Here is an 18,028-nt window from a genome sequence, read left to right as displayed (position 1 = left end):
TCGTGGGCGCGACGCCGCTGCTCGTGACCACCCCGCGCCTCGACCGGCTCCTGCCCGCCGTCGCCACCAGCCTGGCGGTCCCTGCGCTGGCGAAGGGGGGAGACCGCCCCCTGCGACCCGCCCGCCGGTCCGTCGTCGTCCTCGTCGACGGTCTCGGCGCCCAGCTCCTCGCGCGCCGGGCCGGGCACGCCCCCTTCCTGCGCGGGCTGCTGCAGCAGCCGGACGCCGCGATGACCCTCGACTGCGGCTTCCCGTCGACCACGGCGACGTCGATGGGCACCTTCGGCACCGGCGCGCTCGCCGGCACGCACGGCCTCGTCGGCTACGAGGCCTACGACCCCGAGACGGACACCGTCTTCAACGAGCTGTCCTGGGAGGACGGGCCCGAGCCGCACCGCTGGCAGCCCGCCCCGACCGTCTTCGAGGCCGCGGACGCCGCGGGCGTCGCGGTGACCCGCATCGGTCCGGGCTACTTCGACGGCTCCGGGCTCACCGAGGCGGCGCTGCGCGGTGGTCGGTTCGTCGCCGCCCGCGGTCTGGCCGCCAGGGTGGACGCGACGGTGACCGCCGTGCGTGCGCAACCACGCTCGCTCGTCTACCTGTACTGGGGCGACCTGGACAAGATCGGCCACGTCCACGGCTGCGACTCGCAGGAGTGGGTCGCCGAGCTCGAGGAGGTCGACGCCCAGCTGGCGCGCCTGGCCGCGCTGCTCCCCGCGGACACCTCCCTGCACATCACCGCCGACCACGGGATGGTCGACGTGCCGCTCGACGCCCGCCCGGACATCGCGACCGATGGCGAGCTCGACGCCGGGGTGCGGCACGTCGCGGGCGAGCCCAGGTGCGTCCAGCTGCACGTGCGCCCCGGGGCCCTCGACGACGTGCTCGCCACCTGGCGGGCCCGGCTCGGGCAGGACGCCCTCGTCCTCACGGCGGACGAGGCCATCGCCGCGGGGTGGTTCGGGACGGTGAGCGAGACGGTGCGGCCGCGCATCGGTGACGTCATCGCCGCCATGACCGGCCCGATCGCCGTGCAGGACTCGCGCCGGCACCGACCGGAGCTGCGCGCCCTCCTCGGTGTCCACGGCTCGATCACCGCGGACGAGGTCGCCATCCCGTGGCTGGCGCTCGACGCCCGGGAGCAGTGACGTGGCCGAGCTGACCTTCTTCGCGGGGACGATGGACTGCGGCAAGTCGACCCTCGCGCTGCAGATGGACCACAACCACCGGGCCCGCGGACGCGTCGGGCTGGTCTTCACCCGGCTCGACCGCGCGGGGGAGGCCCGACTGTCCTCCCGGCTCGGGCTCGACGTCCCTGCGATCGAGGTCACCGAGGACCTCGACTTCTGGGAGACCGTCGTCGGGCACCTCACCGCAGGCGGTCGCGTGGACCACCTCATCTGCGACGAGGCGCAGTTCTACACGCCGGGTCAGGTCGAGCAGCTCGCCCGGGTCGTCGACGAGCTCGACATCGAGGTCTTCGCCTTCGGCATCACGAGCGACTTCCGCACCGAGCTCTTCCCCGGCAGCCGTCGGCTCATCGAGCTCGCGGACCGCACGCAGGCCCTGCAGGTCTCGGCGCTGTGCTGGTGCGGCCGCCGGGCGACGCACAACGCCCGGGTCGTCGACGGCGTCATGGTCGTCGAGGGCGACCAGGTGGTCGTCGGTGACACGGCCACGGTCGAGCCCGGGGCCGCGGAGCCGGAGGTCGAGTACGAGGTCCTCTGCCGCCGCCACCACATGCGCCGGATGAACTCCGTCGCCGCGCAGGCGGCCGCGCTCTCCGCCGATGTGCTGCCCTTCGACCTCGACGCCTGCCCGGTCCGGCCGCCGGGCTGACGAGCCGCGCTCAGTCGCGCGTCGTCCCGAACATCACGTCGTCCCAGCTCGGCACCCTCGGGCGTCCCTTGCGACCGCGCGCGCCCTTGCCCGCGTCGCTCGTGTCGTCGGCCGGCGCGTCGTCCCCGGACGTCGCCTCGGGCTGCGTCTTGGTCTTCGGCTCGGTGGTCTTCGGCTCGGTCTCCGGCTGCGCCTTCGCAGCAGCGGTCGCTGCCGGTTCCGCGACGGCCTCGGGCTCGGGCTCGGGTACGACCTCGGCCTCGGGCTCGGGATCCGCGGTCGGCATGGGCGTGGCCACCTGCTCCGGCTCGGCCTTCATCTCGGCGGCCGGGGCTTCCTCGTCGCGCTCCTCCGGCTCCGGCTCAGCGGCAGCGGGTGCGGGCGCGGGTGCGGGCGCGGCGGACGGGGCGAGGGTGGCCCCCTTCGCCTCCTCGAGGTCACGCGGGTGGGTGCCGCGTGCGGGCGGGGGGACCTCCTCGGCGGTCTCGAGCGGTAGCGGCTCCTCGGTGGACGTCGGTCCGGCCTCGGCGCGCGGTTTGCGCCGCCCGCCGCGACGACGGTTCTTGGCGCCCGAGTGCTCGCGCATCGAGGTGACGAGGTCGTCGGTGCCGACGCGGGTGGTGCGCTCGACCTTGGTCTCCTCGACCTCGACGTCGAAGACCGCGGTCGGTCGGTGCACGGCGGTCGGGACCGGGCCGGACGGGGTGTCGGCCTCGGAGAGCCACTTGGCCTCGTCGTTCCGGGCGACGACGCTCATGCCGGCGAGGTCGAACCACCACGTCGCCGTGCGCTCGCGACCGCCGGCGGCGAAGGTCGCGGACACCGTCCACTGGCCCTCCGCGTCGCGGGAGGCGTCCCACAGCACCGACGACGCCTCGACGCCGCGCCCGGTGAGCCGCGTCGCGGCGCGCTGCGCGAGCGTCTCGGGGGAGCCGGCCTGGTTGGTGCCGCGCAAGCGGACGGCCTGGGCGCGCGAGGCGACGTGCTCGCGCTCGGCGAGCACCGGACCCTCGAAGCGGGCGATCTTGTCCAGGTCCCACCCCGTGCGCGCGGAGACCTCGTCTGCGGAGGCGCCGGCCCGGATCATCGCCTGAACCTCGGCCGGGCGCACGTTGTTGTCGATGGCGATCTGCAGCTGACCCAGCCTGGGTCGGTCCCGCCGCGCGGCGGCACGCAGCGGCTCGTCGATCCGCAGCCGGAACTCCTCGCCGGTGTCGTCGGTCACGACGAGGTGCTCACCGTCGTCGTGCACCCCGATGAGTCGTAGGTCGCGCATCACAGATCCCTCTCGTCCAGCCGTACTGCCACGACTCTGCCACCTGCCCGGGGGGATCCGGCAACGCACACGCCGCGCGTTACCTTGTCTGCATGCCCAACGATTCCTCCGAGCACCCCCTCAGCCCCTATGACGGCGTGCTGCTCCAGTCCTTCGGTGGTCCGGAGGGGCCGGACGAGGTCCTGCCCTTCCTCCGCCGCGTCACGGCCGGGCGGGGTGTGCCCGACGAGCGCCTGGTCGAGGTGGGCTCCCACTACGAGCGCGTCGGTGGCGTCAGCCCGCTGCCCGCCCTCAACCGTCGGCTCGTCGCCGACCTGACCGCCGAGCTGGTGGCCCGCGAGTGCCCGCTGCCGGTCGTCCTCGGCAACCGCAACTCCGCCCCCTTCGTCACGGACGCGCTCGACGAGCTCCAGGCGCGGGGTGCCCGGCGGGTCCTCGTCGTGCCGACCAGTGCCTGGCGCAGCTACTCCTCCTGCCGCCAGTACCGCGAGGGCCTGGCCGACGCGGTCGACGGGAGGGACGGGCTCGTCCTGGACAAGGTCCGACCCTTCGGTGAGCTGCCGGGGTTCGTGGCGACCGTCGCGCGCGACACGGTCGCGGCGGCCCGCGCCGCGGTCGCCGACGTCGGTGCCGATGCCGTCGCCCTGCTCTACGTGACCCACTCCATCCCGGACGCGATGGACGAGACCTCCGGGCCGGGTGACGGTGACGGGCGCGCCTACTCGGGCGACCAGGCGGAGGCCGCCGCGGCGATCACCGCCGAGGTCGACTCGGTCCTCGGCACCGACCTGCCCGCGGGCCTCGCCTTCTGCTCGCGCTCGGGCTCCCCGCGCACCCCGTGGCTCGAGCCGGACGTCAACGACCGCCTGCGCGAGCTGGCCGACGAAGGGGTGCGCCACGTGGTCGTCGTGCCGATCGGCTTCGTCTCCGACCACATGGAGGTCACCCACGACCTCGACTTCGAGGCCGCCGCGACGGCCGAGGAGGTCGGCTTGGGCATGACCCGCGTCGCGACGCCGGGGACCGACCCCGCCTTCGTCGCCGGTCTCGTCGACCTGATGCTCGAGCGCGCGGCCCAGGCCCGCGGCGAGCAGCCGGTGCGTGCGACGTGGCGCGACCTCGACTCCCACCCGGCCGTCTGCCCCGTCGGGTGCTGCCCCAACCTGCGCGAGGCCCGCCCCGCGCTCTGCGGGTCGGACTGACGTGGACCAGCTGCCCGCCGGCGTGGACCCCGCCGAGCTCGCCGACATCGCCCTGGCGGTCGCCGTGGAGGCCGGCGTGCTCGTCGTCGACGACCGCCCCCGCGACCTCGGCGTCGCCGAGACCAAGTCCTCGGCGACCGACGTCGTCACGGTCATGGACCAGCGCAGCCAGGACCTGCTCCTGCGCCGGCTCGGGGAGCTGCGCCCGCAGGACGGCTTCCACGGTGAGGAGCGCGGCGCACGGACCGGTACCTCCGGGATCACCTGGGTCGTCGACCCGATCGACGGCACGGTCAACTACCTCTACGAGATCCCTGCCTACTGCGTCTCCGTCGCCGCGGTCCTCGGCGACCCCTCGGTCGACGGGGCGTGGCGCCCGGTCGCCGGCGCCGTCGTCAACCCGCTGACGGGGGAGCGGTACACCGCCGCCCTCGGTGGGGGCGCGTGGCGCCGTGTCGGGGACGGGCCGGCGCAGCGGCTCACGGTCGCCGACACCTCCCTCGACCAGGCCCTGTGCGGGACCGGCTTCGGCTACGACGCCGACCGGCGGGCGTGGCAGGCCGCGGTGCTCACCCACGTCCTGCCGCGGGTGCGCGACATCCGCCGGATCGGCAGCGCCGCGCTCGACCTGTGCCGCGTGGCCGACGGGAGCCTCGACGTCCACTACGAGCGCGGTCTCAACCCCTGGGACATGGCCGCCGGGTGGCTCGTCGCGACCGAGGCCGGGGCGGTCGTCACCGACCTCGACGGTGATGACCCGCGGGCGGGGTTCACGGTGGCCGGGCCGCCGGCCGCCCAGGACTCGCTGCGCACCCTCCTGCGGTCCGCCGTGGAGCAGGTCGGACCCGAATCGGCCCGTTAGCGCGGAACGAGGTGGCGTCCCGCCGGTGGATGGGGCACAATCCGGCGCGCCGGGCACAAATTCAGCACCTGCTGCGTTGATGACGGCGCACGACCCACACTGCCCCGCTGACCCCCAAGGAATCAGGAGAGATGGCGACCGATTACGACGCCCCTCGCAAGACCGACGACGACCTGTCCGAGGACTCCATCGAGGAGCTCAAGTCCCGTCGCGGTGACGCGACCTCCGCAAACGTCGACGTCGACGAGACCGAGATGGCCGAAGGCTTCGAGCTGCCCGGCGCCGACCTCTCCGGTGAGGAGATGTCGGTGCGGGTCGTCCCGCGCCAGGCCGACGAGTTCACCTGCACGAGCTGCTTCCTCGTCCACCACCGCAGCCAGCTGGCGAGCGACGGCAAGAACGGCCCGGTCTGCACCGAGTGCGCTGCGTGACCCGTGGCTGACGGACCCCGTCAGGTCGCGGTACCGGTGCAGCTGCTGCACCGGCACGCCGTCGTGCCCGCGTACGCCAAGCACGGCGACGCGGGCGCGGACCTCAGCTCCGTCGCGGAGCTGACCCTCGAGCCCGGGGAGCGGGCCCTCGTGCCCACCGGGGTCGCGCTCGCGCTGCCCCACGGGTGGGTCGGCCTCGTGCACCCGCGCTCGGGACTGGCCGCGCGCCACGGGATCTCGGTCGCCAACGCCCCCGGGACCGTCGACTCCGGCTACCGGGGCGAGGTCCTCGTCAACCTCGTCAACCTCGACCCTCGGGAGTCCTTCACGGTGCGGGTCGGCGACCGGATCGCCCAGCTCGTGCTCCAGCAGGTGGGCGAAGGGGAGTTCCTCCCCCTCGATTCGCTTCCACCCAGCCCACGGGGCGAGACTGGACATGGATCAAGTGGGGGCTTCGGCCCACCCTCGAGGACAGGACGAGAGTGATGTTCGGGCGCAAGAAGAAGACTGCCGATGCCGACGTGGTGTCGACCGAGCAGGACACGACCACGCAGACCGCGGCCACGAGCGAGCCGGGGTCCTCGTCGCAGCCGCTGACGGCCGGTCCGCACGACATCTCCGACGTCGCTGACACGAGCACCCGGGTCGACCTGGGTGCCCTGCACCTGACGCCCGCGCCGGGCACCGAGCTGCGGCTCGAGGTCGACCAGAAGAACGACGAGGTCTCGGCCGCCCAGGTCGGCGACGACCACGGCGCCGTCCAGCTGCAGGTCTTCGCCGCCCCCCGCTCCTTCGGCATCTGGGACGAGATCCGCGAGGAGATCGCCGAGATGATCGGCGGCAACGGGGGCACCGTCGAGGAGGTCACCGGCCCCTTCGGCACCGAGCTGCGCGCCCGGCTGGCCCAGCCCGGACCCCAGGGACGCACCGTCTTCGCCCCGGTCGTCTTCGCCGGCGTCGACGGGCCGCGCTGGTTCCTGCGCGCCGTGTACTCCGGCGCCGCCGCCGTCGACGAGTCGGCCCGGGCGGCCCTCGACGAGGTCGTGCGATCGGTGGTCGTCGACCGCGGCGAGGAGCCGCGCGCACCGCGCGAGATGCTGCCCCTGACCATGCCGAGCACCCAGCGCGCGGCGCGCCCCGCCGCGGACGAGCCGGCCGACGCTCCCGCCGAGGACGACCTCAGGCCCTTCGAGCGCGGCCCCGAGATCACCGAGGTCCGCTGATGTCCACCCTGCTGCGACGACTGGTCGACCTCACCCGGTCCGACGACGACCTCGCGGCGGGGGAGCTGCGCGAGGCCGCCCACGCCCACGGCTGCCGGCCCATCACCGACGAGACCGACCGCGAGGTGGTCACCGTGGCGGGCACGATCACTGCCGTCACGCTGCGCCCGCGGGCCACGGTCCCGGCCCTCGTCGCCGACCTCTACGACGGGTCGCACACCGTGCAGCTCGTGTGGCTCGGACGACGCAGCATCCGGGGGATCGACCCGGGGGCCTACCTCAAGGCCAGCGGCCTCATCTGCCGTCCCGAGGGGGAGCCGACGATCTACAACCCCGCCTACGAGCTGCTGACCCACCATGGCTGAGAGCGCCGGCGTCTCGATGCCGGCGCACCCGACCGTCGAGGCACTCATCCGCCATCGCCTCGGCGAAGCGCTCGGGGGGTTGCGCGGCTCGATCGAGACCGCGCTGCCGATGCTCGTCTTCGTCATCGCCTGGGCCGCGACGACGGACCGCGCCATCTCGCTCGGCTCGGCCGGGGCCGTGACGGCGGTGCTCGCCATCGCCCGGCTCGTGCAGCGGCAGACGCTGCAGTTCGTCCTCGGCTCGCTCGTCGCGACCGGCCTCGCAGCCTTCTTCGCCCTGCGCTCGGGGCAGGCTGAGGACGCCTTCCTGCCCGGCATCCTCACCTCGTGCGCCTACCTCGTCGGCTCGCTGCTCTCGGTCGTCGTGCGGTGGCCGGTCGTCGGGATCATGGTCGGCGTGGCCGACCAGGCGGCCGTCGCCGCGGGCGACCCCTTCCGCTGGCGGCGCAACGACGCCGCCGTGCGGGTCTGCACACGCCTGACGCTCGTGCTCGTCGCGGTCTACGTCATCCGCGTCGGGATCATGGGTCCGCTCTACCTCGCCGACAACCTCGCCGGGCTCACCGTGGCCAAGGTGCTCCTCGGCTGGCCCCTCTGGGCCGGAGCCGTGGCGGTCATGGGCGCGATGCTCCTCAAGGGGCACACGCCGATCGACCCCGACGACGAGCTCGTCCAGCCGGTCGACGTCCGCCGCGCCTGACCCTCAGGGGGCAGGACGCCGGCGCGCCTTGGCGCCCGGCCGCAGCATCGCCTCGAGCTCCGGCTCGGCCTCGGCGGTCGTGAGCAGCAGCAGCTCGTCGTGCGCCTCGAGCGAGTCGTCCGCCGTCGGGCCGAAGGGCCGGCCGTCCCGGATGATCCCGACGAGCAGCGTGTCCGCCGGGAAGGTGATGTCGCCGACGCGCCGACCGACGTTGGGGTTGTCCGCCGGGAGGGTGATCTCGGTCATCGACGCGCTGCCCTGCTGGAAGTCGAAGATCCGCACGAGGTCACCCACGCTGACGGCCTCCTCGACGAGCGCCGTCATCAGGCGCGGTGTCGAGACGGCGACGTCGACGCCCCAGGACTCGTCGAACATCCACTCGTTCTTCGGGTTGTTGACGCGCGCGACCGTGCGCGGCACGCCGAACTCGGTCTTGGCGAGCAGCGAGACGACGAGGTTGGCCTTGTCGTCACCGGTCGCGGCGACGACGACGTCGCAGCCCTGGATCTCGGCCTCCTGGAGGGTCGAGATCTCGCAGGCGTCCCCCGAGAGCCAGCTGGCCTGCGGCACCTTGGCGACCCGGGCCTCGTCGGCGTCCCGGTCGATGAGCAGGATGGCGTGGTCGTTCTCGAGCAGCTCCTTGGCGATGGAGCGGCCGACCGACCCGGCGCCGACGATGGCGACGCGCATCAGATCTCCTCCGTGGGGGCGGCGTCGAGGACGCGCTCGACGTCGTGGACGCGATCACGTGGGATGACCAGGTGCACGAGGTCGCCTTCCTGGTGGACGGTCTCGGGCGAAGGGAGCATCCCCTCGCCGAGTCGGGTGATGTAGGCGACCCGCGACCCGGTCGCCTCCTCGAGCGACGTGAGGCGGCGGCCGACCCACGCGGGGGAGACGTGGATCTCGGCGACGACGAGTCGCCCGGAGGCATCGGTCATCTCGGGGGCCTGGCCCTGGGGGAGCAGCCGGCGCAGCACCTGGTCGGCGGTCCACCGGACCGTCGCAACCGTGGGGATGCCGAGGCGCTGGTAGACCTGCGCGCGGTCCGGGTCGTAGATGCGCGCGACGACGTGCTCGACGCCGAAGGTCTCGCGGGCCACCCGGGCCGCGAGGATGTTGGAGTTGTCACCGCTGGAGACGGCGGCGAGGGCGTAGGCCTGCTCGACCCCCGCCTGGACCAGGGTGTCCCGGTCGAAGCCGACGCCGGCGACCCGGCGGCCGCTGAAGTCGCTGCCGAGGCGGCGGAAGGCCGCGGGGTCCTGGTCGACGACCGCGACGTCGTGCCCGATGCGTTCGAGTGAGCGGGCGAGCGAGGCGCCGACGCGGCCGCAGCCCATGATGACGAAGTGCACGGGACGACGGTACCCCCGGGAGCAGGCCTACACTCGCGTGGTGTCTTCCGGACGACTCATCAAGCGCGTCCTCGTCGGCCGCGCCATGCGCAGCGATCACCTCGGCGAGACCCTGCTCCCCAAGCGCCTTGCGCTCCCCGTCTTCGCCAGCGACGCGCTCAGCTCCGTCGCCTACGCCCCTGACGAGATCCTGCTGACCCTCGGCCTGGCCGGTGGGGCGCTGGCGATGACCCACTCGTGGCCCGTCGCGCTCGCCGTCGTCGCCGTCATGGTGGTCGTCGTCGCGAGCTACCGGCAGAACGTGCACGCCTACCCCTCCGGGGGCGGCGACTACGAGATCGCCAGCACCAACCTCGGCCCCCGGGCGGGTCTGACGGTCGCGAGCGCCCTCCTCGTCGACTACGTGCTCACGGTCGCGGTCTCGATCTCCTCGGGCGTGCAGAACGCCGCGGCCGCCTTCGCCTGGTTGCGTGGCCACGAGGTCCTGGCCGCCGTCGTCCTCATCGCGGCGCTCACCGCGATGAACCTGCGCGGCGTGCGCGAGTCCGGCACGGCCTTCGCCGTCCCCACCTACCTCTTCATGCTGTCGGTCCTCGCGATGGCCCTCGTCGGCATCGTGCGTCGCACGACCGGCACCCTACCGTCGGCCGAGAGCGCCTCCCTGACGCTGGCGCCCGAGCCGGGGATGGAGCAGCTGGGCACACTGGCGATGGCCTTCCTGCTGCTGCGTGCCTTCAGCTCCGGCGCGGCGGCCCTGACCGGTGTCGAGGCGATCAGCAACGGTGTCCCGGCCTTCCGCAAGCCCAAGAGCAAGAACGCGGCGACGACCCTGCTGCTCATGGGCGCCGTCTCGGTGACGATGCTGCTGTCGATGATCGCGCTCGCCAGGTGGACCGGCGTCAAGATCGCCGACGACCCGGCCCAGCAGCTGCTCCGGGACGGTGTGCCGGTCGGTGACGGCTACGAGCAGCACACGGTCATGGCCCAGGTCGCGACCGCCGTCTTCGACGGCTTCCCCGCGGGCGTCGTCATCGTCTCGATCGTCACCGGCCTGATCCTCGTGCTCGCCGCCAACACCGCCTTCAACGGCTTCCCCGTGCTCGGCTCGATCCTGGCGCGTGACGGCCTCCTGCCCAGGCAGCTGCACACCCGGGGCGACCGGCTCGCCTTCTCCAACGGCATCATCCTGCTCGCGGGCGCGGCGGGGTCCCTCGTCATCATCTTCGACGCCAGCGTCACCCGGCTCATCCAGCTGTACATCGTCGGTGTCTTCGTCTCCTTCACGCTCAGCCAGATCGGCATGGTGCGGCACTGGAACCGCCACCTGGCGGTCGAGAAGGACCGGGCAGAGCAGCGGGCGATGCTGCGCCGTCGGGCGATCAACGCCGTCGGTGCCGCGATGTCCGGCACGGTCCTCGTCGTCGTCATCCTCACGAAGTTCATGCACGGCGCCGGGTTCGCCATGGCGGCCATGGCCGTCCTCTTCGTCCTGATGAGCGCGATCAGCCGCCACTACCAGCACGTCAGGGAGGAGCTCGCCGTGCCGGAGGGGGACACCAAGCACCAGCTCCTCCCTTCGCGCGTCCACGCGATCGTCCTCGTGAGCACGATCCACCGGCCCACGCTCCGGGCGGTCGCCTACGCCTCCGCGACGCGCCCCTCCCGCCTCGAGGCGGTGACGGTCGACGTCGACCACGAGGCGACCAAGGCCCTGCAGGCCGAGTGGGACCGGCGGGGGATCCCCGTGCCGCTCAAGGCCCTCGACTCGCCGTACCGCGAGATCACCCGGCCGGTCGTGGACTACGTCAAGTCGATCCGCTCGGGCAACCCGCGTGACCTCGTCGTCGTCTACATCCCGCAGTACGTGCTCGGCCACTGGTGGGAGCAGGCCCTGCACAACCAGTCCGCGCTGCGGCTGCGCAGTCGGCTGATCTTCACCCCGGGTGTCATGGTGTCCTCGGTGCCCTGGCAGCTCGCGAGCTCCGAGGGTGCCGAGGACAAGATGGACGGCCCGGTGGCCGGCGACGTGCGACGAGGTGGACTGTGACGAGTGCGGACGAGCTCACGACGGGCGACGAGGTGGAGGTCGAGGTCGGGCCGGTGGCCCACGGCGGCCACTGCGTGGCGCGGTACGAGGGGCGGGTCGTCTTCGTGCGGCACTCCCTGCCCGGTGAGCGGGTGCGCATCCGGGTCACCGAAGGGGGGCCCGGCGACCGCTTCCTGCGCGCCGACGCCATCGAGGTCCTTCAGGCCTCGCCGCACCGGGTCCCGGTGCGCTGTCCCGTCGCCGGACCCGGTGGGTGCGGCGGCTGCGACTTCCAGCACGTCTCCACCGCGTACCAGCGCGAGCTCAAGGCCGACGTCGTCGCCGAGCAGCTGCGCCGCCTGGCGGGGGAGGAGCGCCCGGTCGTCGTCGAGCCCCTCGACGACGACGACGGGCTGCGCTACCGCACCCGGGTCGAGTTCGCGGTCGCCGACGGGGTGGTCGGCCTGCGCCGGCACCGCAGCCACGACGTCATCCCGGTGACCGGGTGCCCGATCGCCGTGCCGGACGTCGACGCGGCGCTCGCGGAGACCCTCGCCGAGCTCGCGGTCGCCCCGTCGCAGCTGCGCGGCATCAGCGCCCTGGACGTCGTCGCGGCGTCGGGCGAGGCCGACACGGTCGTCGTCGAGGTGCCGACGGACCAGCCGACGCCGCCCATCGACATCACCGAGGTCGTGCGCACCGACGCGGGGGAGCGCGCGATGGGCGTCGACGCCCGCGGCTTCTGGCAGGTCCACCGCGACGCCCCGCGCGCCTTCGTCGAGACCGTCCTCGCCGCGGCCGGTGTCCGCGAGGGCGAGCGCGTGCTCGACCTCTACAGCGGCGTCGGCCTCTTCTCCGTCCCCCTCGCCGAGGCCGTCGGCCGGGACGGCCAGCTCGTCGCCGTCGAGTCCGACCGGCGCGCGGTGGACCACCTGCGCGACAACCTCGCCGGCCACCCCTGGGCGCTCGTCGTGCCGGGCCGGGTGGACGACCTGCTCGGTGTGGCCCGCAAGGGCCGTCGTCGCGGGCCGCGCCGGCCGGCGCGCTCCGACCTGCTGCCGCCGAGCGCGGACGTCATCGTCCTCGACCCGCCCCGCACGGGGGCCGGCCGCGAGGTCGTCGCCGCGCTCACCTCCCTTCGTCCCCGCCGCCTGGTCTACGTGGCCTGCGACCCGGCGGCCCTCGCCCGCGACACCGCCTACCTCGCCGACCTCGGGTACGCGCTGGTGGGCCTGCGCGCCCTGGACGCCTTCCCGATGACCCACCACGTCGAGTGCATCGCGACCTTCGAGACGAAGGGGGAGGACGCGCAGCCGTGACGTGCGGCCGGGTTTGCGCAAGAGTGGCAGGGAGCGGCGGGCGGCCCCGGGGCCGTCGACGCCCTGTGATAGTTTTATCTTGACGTCAAGATAACCACGACAGAGGAGTCGACTGTGGCCAGTGCGAACACCTTCAACGCCAAGGACCAGCTCACCGTCGGTGACGAGTCCTACGAGATCTACCGGATCGACGCCGTCGAGGGGTCCAAGGACCTGCCGTACAGCCTCAAGGTCCTGCTGGAGAACCAGCTGCGGACCGAGGACGGCGAGAACGTCACCGCCGATCACATCACCGCGCTCGGGTCCTGGGACAAGGACGCCCAGCCGAGCACCGAGATCCAGTTCACGCCCGCCCGCGTGATCATGCAGGACTTCACGGGCGTGCCCTGCGTCGTCGACCTGGCCACCATGCGCGAGGCCGTCGCCGAGCTCGGTGGCGACCCGACGAAGATCAACCCGCTCGCGCCCGCCGAGCTGGTCATCGACCACTCCGTGCAGATCGACGAGTTCGGGACCGCCGGGGCCTTCGCGCACAACGTCGACCTCGAGTACGAGCGCAACAACGAGCGCTACCAGTTCCTGCGCTGGGGCCAGACCGCCTTCGACGACTTCAAGGTCGTCCCGCCGGGCACCGGCATCGTGCACCAGGTCAACATCGAGCACCTGGCCCGCGTCACGATGACCCGTGACGGCGTCGCCTACCCCGACACCTGCGTCGGCACCGACTCGCACACGACGATGGAGAACGGCCTGGGCGTCCTCGGCTGGGGCGTCGGCGGCATCGAGGCCGAGGCCGCGATGCTCGGCCAGCCGGTCTCCATGCTCATCCCGCGCGTGGTCGGCTTCAAGCTCTCCGGGGCCATCCCGGCCGGCGCGACCGCGACCGACGTCGTCCTCACGATCACCGAGATGCTGCGTGACCACGGTGTCGTCGGCAAGTTCGTCGAGTTCTACGGCGAGGGCGTCGCGGAGGTGCCGCTCGCCAACCGCGCCACCATCGGCAACATGAGCCCCGAGTTCGGCTCGACCGCCGCGATGTTCCCCATCGACGACGTCACCCTCGAGTACCTGCGCCTCACCGGCCGCTCCGAGCAGCAGGTCGCGCTCGTCGAGGCCTACGCCAAGACGCAGGGCATGTGGCTCGACCCGTCCGTCGAGCCGCGCTTCTCCGAGTACCTCGAGCTCGACCTGTCGACGGTCGTGCCCTCGATCGCCGGCCCGAAGCGTCCGCAGGACCGCATCGAGGTCAGCCGCGCCAAGGAGCAGTTCCGTGGCGACCTGAAGAACTACGTCGTCGACGGCAACGGCATCGAGAAGTCCTCGGTCGACCAGGAGCTCGTCGGCACCTTCCCCGCCTCCGACTCCCCGAGCCACGACGCGCTCGAGTCCTCCGAGAGCGCCGGACGGCCGTCGCACTCGCAGCCCCGGTCCAACGGTGACCGCGCCACCAACCCGGCGAAGGCCGTCATCGACGGCACCGAGGTCGAGATCGACCACGGCCACGTCGTCATCGCCTCGATCACGAGCTGCACCAACACGTCCAACCCGTCGGTGATGATGGCGGCCGCGATGCTCGCCAAGAACGCCGTCGAGCGCGGCCTGCAGGTCAAGCCGTGGGTCAAGACGTCGATGGCGCCCGGCTCCAAGGTCGTCACCTCGTACTACGAGAAGGCCGGCATGTGGCCCTACCTCGAGAAGCTGGGCTACCACCTCGTCGGCTACGGCTGCACGACCTGCATCGGCAACTCGGGCCCGATCATCGAGGAGGTCTCCGAGGCGGTCAACGCCAACGACCTCGCGGTGACCTCGGTCCTCTCGGGCAACCGCAACTTCGAGGGGCGCATCAACCCCGACGTGAAGATGAACTACCTCGCGTCGCCGCCGCTCGTCATCGCCTACGCCCTCGCCGGCACGATGGACTTCGACTTCGAGACCGAGGCCCTGGGCCAGGACCCCGACGGCAAGGACGTCTTCCTGCGTGACCTCTGGCCGGCCCCGGCCGACGTCCAGGGCGTCATCGACGAGGCCGTCAACCAGGAGATGTTCGTCGAGAAGTACGCCGACGTCTTCGCCGGTGACGAGCGCTGGACCTCGCTGGAGACCCCGGAGGGCAACACCTTCGAGTGGGCGCAGGAGTCGACGTACGTGCGCAAGCCCCCGTACTTCGACGGGATGACCAAGGAGGTCGACGCGGTCGAGGACATCTCGGGTGCGCGCGTGCTCGCCAAGCTCGGCGACTCGGTCACGACCGACCACATCAGCCCGGCCGGCGCGATCAAGGCCGACAGCCCGGCGGGCGTCTACCTCGCCGAGCACGGTGTCGAGCGCAAGGACTTCAACTCGTACGGCTCGCGCCGTGGCAACCACGAGGTGATGATCCGCGGCACCTTCGCCAACATCCGTCTGAAGAACCTGCTGCTCGACGGCGTCGAGGGTGGCTTCACCCGCGACTTCCTGAACGGTGGCGAGCAGACGACGATCTTCGAGGCCTCCGAGAAGTACATCGAGGCCGGCGTCCCGCTCGTCGTCCTGGCGGGCAAGGAGTACGGCTCCGGCTCCTCGCGTGACTGGGCCGCCAAGGGCACCCGTCTGCTCGGCGTCCGCGCCGTCATCGCCGAGTCCTACGAGCGCATCCACCGCTCCAACCTCATCGGCATGGGCGTCATCCCGCTCCAGTTCCCGGAGGGCCAGAACGCCGACTCGCTCGGCCTGGACGGCACCGAGACCTTCGACTTCACGGGCATCACCGAGCTGAACAACGGCTCGACCCCGAAGACCGTCAAGGTCACGGCGACCAAGGGCGATGCGGACGGGAGTGCTGTGACCTTCGATGCCGTCGTGCGCATCGACACCCCCGGCGAGGCGGACTACTACCGCAACGGCGGCATCCTGCAGTACGTGCTGCGCTCGCTCGTCGGCTGACGAGGCGCGCACGGCGAAGGGGGACGTCCATCGGGCGTCCCCCTTCGTCATGTCGCCACGACGGCGTACACTCGAACACATGTTCGATCAGCAGGTGCGTCCGCCCGTGCGGACCGCGCTGCCCGGGTCACCCGGCGCGCAGACCGCCGCGGCCGGGACGAAGGGGGGACCGCCCGGCTGGCCGGACCGGGTCCCGCCGCCCGGCGTCCGCGGGTGGCAGCCGGCGATCACCTCGTGGCTGCTCGACCTCTGCCCGTCCGAGTACCGCGGTCACGCCGTCCTGCGTCGGCACCCGGTCGCCCTGGCCTGGCTCGCCGAGCTGCACGTCCAGGCGCAGGTCGAGGCGATGCGGCAGGCGTACCGGACGGTCCGCGTCGACCTCGCCGAGGTGCTGCCCGACGGCACCGTCGACGCCCTGCTCGTCTGCCTCGAGCACGAGGGGCTGCGGCTGCGCTCGGCGCAGCGCTCGATCGTCCTCGTCCGGGAGGCGCTCGACGGCAACGTCTTCGTCGAGCGGTTGTGACCCCCTTCGTCCGATGCGGTGACAGGCTGGGCAGGTCACAGCCACTACCCAGCCCACGAGACGTAGACTCGGGCGGTCCCCGACACCGGAAGGAAGCCCAGCGTGGCAGTCCTCGAGACGATCACCTCACCCGCAGACCTCAAGCGGGTCCCCGCGGAGCTGCTCGACACCCTCGCGGAGGAGATCCGGGCCTTCCTCGTCGCCGAGGTCTCGCGCAGCGGTGGCCACCTCGGGCCCAACCTCGGGGTCGTCGAGCTGACGATGGCGATCCACCGGGTCTTCGACTCCCCGCACGACACGGTCGTCTTCGACACCGGTCACCAGACCTACGTGCACAAGCTGCTCACCGGCCGCCAGGACTTCGCCGCGCTGCGCACGCGCGGCGGGATCTCCGGGTACCCGAGTCGCGCCGAGTCCGAGCACGACGTCGTGGAGAACAGCCACGCCTCGACCGCGCTGTCGTGGGCCGAGGGCATCGCCACGGGTTACCGCCTGCGCGGCGAGGAGCGCCACGCGGTGGCCGTCATCGGCGACGGCGCACTCACCGGCGGCATGGCCTGGGAGGCGCTGAACAACATCGCCGCGGACAAGGACCTGCCGCTCGTCATCGTCGTCAACGACAACGAGCGCTCCTACGCCCCGACGATCGGCGGGCTCGCCGACCACCTGGCGATGCTACGCACCAACCGCCAGTACGAGCAGGTGCTCGACTGGGGCAAGGACCGGCTCAACCGCACCCCCGTCGTCGGCCGCGCGGTCTACCAGGCCTTCCACTCGATGAAGAAGGGCGCCAAGGACTTCTGGGCTCCGCAGGGGATGTTCGAGGACCTCGGCATCAAGTACCTCGGGCCGGTCGACGGCCACGACGAGCCGGCCGTCGAGCAGGCGCTGCGCCGGGCGCGGGCCTTCGGCGGGCCGGTGCTCGTGCACGTCATCACCCAGAAGGGGCGCGGCTACGAGCACGCGGTGGGCGACGTCGCCGACCAGTTCCACGCCGTCGGCAAGATCAACCCCGAGACGGGCCTCCCGCTGGAGATCGCCGGCAGGTCGTGGACCGACGAGTTCAGCGACGAGATGGTCGCGCTCGGCGCGGAGCGGCCCGATGTCGTCGCGATCACGGCGGCGATGATGATGCCGGTCGGGCTGCAGCCCTTCGCCGACGCCTACCCGGAGCGGATCTTCGACGTCGGGATCGCCGAGCAGCACGCGGCGACGATGTCCGCCGGCCTGGCCTACGCCGGCATGCACCCGGTCGTCGCGATCTACTCGACCTTCCTCAACCGCGCCTTCGACCAGCTCCTCATGGACTGCGCGATGCACCGGGCCGGGGTCACCTTCGTCCTCGACCGCTCGGGCGTCACCGGCCCGGACGGTGCGAGCCACCACGGCATGTGGGACATGTCCCTCGTCGCCCTCGTGCCCGGCCTGCGCCTCGCGGCGCCGCGCGACGGGTCCCAGGTCCGCCGCGCCCTGCGCGAGGCGGTCGGCGTCGAGGACGGGCCGACGGTGATCCGCTTCCCCAAGGGGAGCGTCGCCGCCCCGCTCGAGGCGATCGCCACGGTCGACGGCCTCGACGTCCTCGCCGGCGACCTCTCCGTCGACCCCGAGGTGCTCATCGTGTCGGTGGGCTCCATGGCCGGGACGGCGACCACCGTCGCCGAGAAGCTCGCCGCCGAGGACCACCCGACCCTCGTCGTCGACCCGCGCTGGGTGCTGCCGGTGCCCGACGCCGTCGTCGAGCTGGCTCGCCGCGCCGGTCGCGTCGCGGTCATCGAGGACAACAACGTCGCGGGCGGGGTGGGGGCCGAGGTGGCGCGGGCGCTCGACGAGGCGGGGGTGGCCGTGCCGGTCCACCGCTTCGGGCTGCCCAAGGAGTTCATCCACCACGCCTCCCGGGCCCAGGTGCTCGAGTCCGTCGGGCTCACCCCCGACCCGATCGTCGAGCGGTTGCGCAGCCACCTCTGAGGTGAGGGGGCATGGCCCCG

The 18,028-nt window shown here is 72.6% G+C and carries 17 protein-coding genes; 14 read left to right on the top strand and 3 right to left on the bottom strand.

Annotated elements, in window-relative coordinates; genetic code table 11:
• Positions 1-2 precede the first annotated feature (2 nt).
• Both JT1_RS06070 and JT1_RS06065 read left to right on the top strand, forming a co-directional pair.
• Entirely contained in the window at positions 3-1,148 is a 1,146-nt protein-coding gene (locus JT1_RS06070; RefSeq protein WP_068324680.1) for an alkaline phosphatase family protein, read from the top strand.
• A 1-nt stretch (position 1,149) separates the two neighbouring features.
• Entirely contained in the window at positions 1,150-1,839 is a 690-nt protein-coding gene (locus JT1_RS06065) for a thymidine kinase (RefSeq protein ID WP_068324676.1), read from the top strand.
• A 10-nt stretch (positions 1,840-1,849) separates the two neighbouring features.
• On the opposite strand, the gene sepH is transcribed toward JT1_RS06065, so the two are convergent.
• Positions 1,850-3,115, bottom strand: coding sequence for a septation protein SepH (gene sepH, locus JT1_RS06060; protein WP_068324674.1), 1,266 nt, complete (start codon positions 3,113-3,115; stop codon positions 1,850-1,852).
• 92 nt (positions 3,116-3,207) lie between these two features.
• On the opposite strand from sepH, the gene JT1_RS06055 reads away from it, so the two are divergent.
• From JT1_RS06055 to JT1_RS06025, 7 genes are all read left to right on the top strand, one after another.
• Positions 3,208-4,317: a ferrochelatase gene (locus JT1_RS06055; protein WP_068324671.1), complete on the top strand. Its 1,110-nt coding sequence runs from the start codon at positions 3,208-3,210 to the stop codon at positions 4,315-4,317.
• 1 nt (position 4,318) lies between these two features.
• On the top strand, positions 4,319-5,179 hold the full coding sequence (locus JT1_RS06050; RefSeq protein WP_068324668.1) for an inositol monophosphatase family protein: 861 nt from the start codon (positions 4,319-4,321) through the stop codon (positions 5,177-5,179).
• Between the two features lie 131 nt (positions 5,180-5,310).
• Positions 5,311-5,610, top strand: coding sequence for a DUF4193 domain-containing protein (locus JT1_RS06045; protein ID WP_068317285.1), 300 nt, complete (start codon positions 5,311-5,313; stop codon positions 5,608-5,610).
• A 3-nt stretch (positions 5,611-5,613) separates the two neighbouring features.
• Positions 5,614-6,096: a dUTP diphosphatase gene (gene dut, locus JT1_RS06040; RefSeq protein WP_068324665.1), complete on the top strand. Its 483-nt coding sequence runs from the start codon at positions 5,614-5,616 to the stop codon at positions 6,094-6,096.
• Positions 6,096-6,833, top strand: a complete 738-nt coding sequence (locus tag JT1_RS06035; RefSeq protein ID WP_068324662.1) for a DUF3710 domain-containing protein — start codon at positions 6,096-6,098, stop codon at positions 6,831-6,833. The genes dut and JT1_RS06035 overlap by 1 nt, the downstream gene beginning before the upstream one ends.
• Entirely contained in the window at positions 6,833-7,198 is a 366-nt protein-coding gene (locus tag JT1_RS06030; RefSeq protein WP_068324659.1) for an OB-fold nucleic acid binding domain-containing protein, read from the top strand. Before JT1_RS06035 ends, JT1_RS06030 begins: the two co-directional genes overlap by 1 nt.
• Positions 7,191-7,898 carry a DUF3159 domain-containing protein gene (locus JT1_RS06025; RefSeq protein ID WP_068324656.1) on the top strand — a complete coding sequence of 236 codons (708 nt, stop codon included), beginning with the start codon at positions 7,191-7,193 and terminating at the stop codon, positions 7,896-7,898. The genes JT1_RS06030 and JT1_RS06025 overlap by 8 nt, the downstream gene beginning before the upstream one ends.
• A gap of 3 nt (positions 7,899-7,901) precedes the next feature.
• Here the strand turns inward: JT1_RS06025 and JT1_RS06020 are convergent, their stop codons facing one another.
• Complete coding sequence (locus JT1_RS06020) at positions 7,902-8,588, bottom strand: potassium channel family protein (protein WP_068324654.1); 687 nt, start codon at positions 8,586-8,588, stop codon at positions 7,902-7,904.
• Positions 8,588-9,253 carry a potassium channel family protein gene (locus JT1_RS06015; RefSeq protein ID WP_068324651.1) on the bottom strand — a complete coding sequence of 222 codons (666 nt, stop codon included), beginning with the start codon at positions 9,251-9,253 and terminating at the stop codon, positions 8,588-8,590. The genes JT1_RS06020 and JT1_RS06015 overlap by 1 nt, the downstream gene beginning before the upstream one ends.
• Positions 9,254-9,338: 85 nt before the next feature.
• On the opposite strand from JT1_RS06015, the gene JT1_RS06010 reads away from it, so the two are divergent.
• The 5 genes from JT1_RS06010 (at position 9,339) to dxs (ending at position 18,008) form a co-directional block, all read left to right on the top strand.
• Entirely contained in the window at positions 9,339-11,300 is a 1,962-nt protein-coding gene (locus JT1_RS06010) for an APC family permease (protein WP_068325417.1), read from the top strand.
• Positions 11,297-12,598 (top strand): class I SAM-dependent RNA methyltransferase, encoded by a 1,302-nt coding sequence (locus JT1_RS06005; RefSeq protein WP_068324648.1) that lies wholly within the window; start codon positions 11,297-11,299, stop codon positions 12,596-12,598. Before JT1_RS06010 ends, JT1_RS06005 begins: the two co-directional genes overlap by 4 nt.
• 114 nt (positions 12,599-12,712) lie before the next feature.
• Positions 12,713-15,520 carry an aconitate hydratase gene (locus JT1_RS06000; protein ID WP_068324646.1) on the top strand — a complete coding sequence of 936 codons (2,808 nt, stop codon included), beginning with the start codon at positions 12,713-12,715 and terminating at the stop codon, positions 15,518-15,520.
• A gap of 79 nt (positions 15,521-15,599) precedes the next feature.
• On the top strand, positions 15,600-16,043 hold the full coding sequence (locus tag JT1_RS18885) for a hypothetical protein (protein ID WP_255218271.1): 444 nt from the start codon (positions 15,600-15,602) through the stop codon (positions 16,041-16,043).
• Between the two features lie 102 nt (positions 16,044-16,145).
• Positions 16,146-18,008 (top strand): 1-deoxy-D-xylulose-5-phosphate synthase, encoded by a 1,863-nt coding sequence (gene dxs / locus JT1_RS05990; RefSeq protein ID WP_068324642.1) that lies wholly within the window; start codon positions 16,146-16,148, stop codon positions 18,006-18,008.
• The last annotated feature ends 20 nt before the right edge of the window (positions 18,009-18,028 follow it).

Origin of the sequence: Janibacter terrae NBRC 107853 (genome assembly GCF_001591405.1) — a bacterium.
Lineage (GTDB): Bacteria > Actinomycetota > Actinomycetes > Actinomycetales > Dermatophilaceae > Janibacter > Janibacter terrae.
Note: the sequence above shows the minus strand (reverse complement) of the source record. Positions and strands in the feature narration are given on the sequence as shown.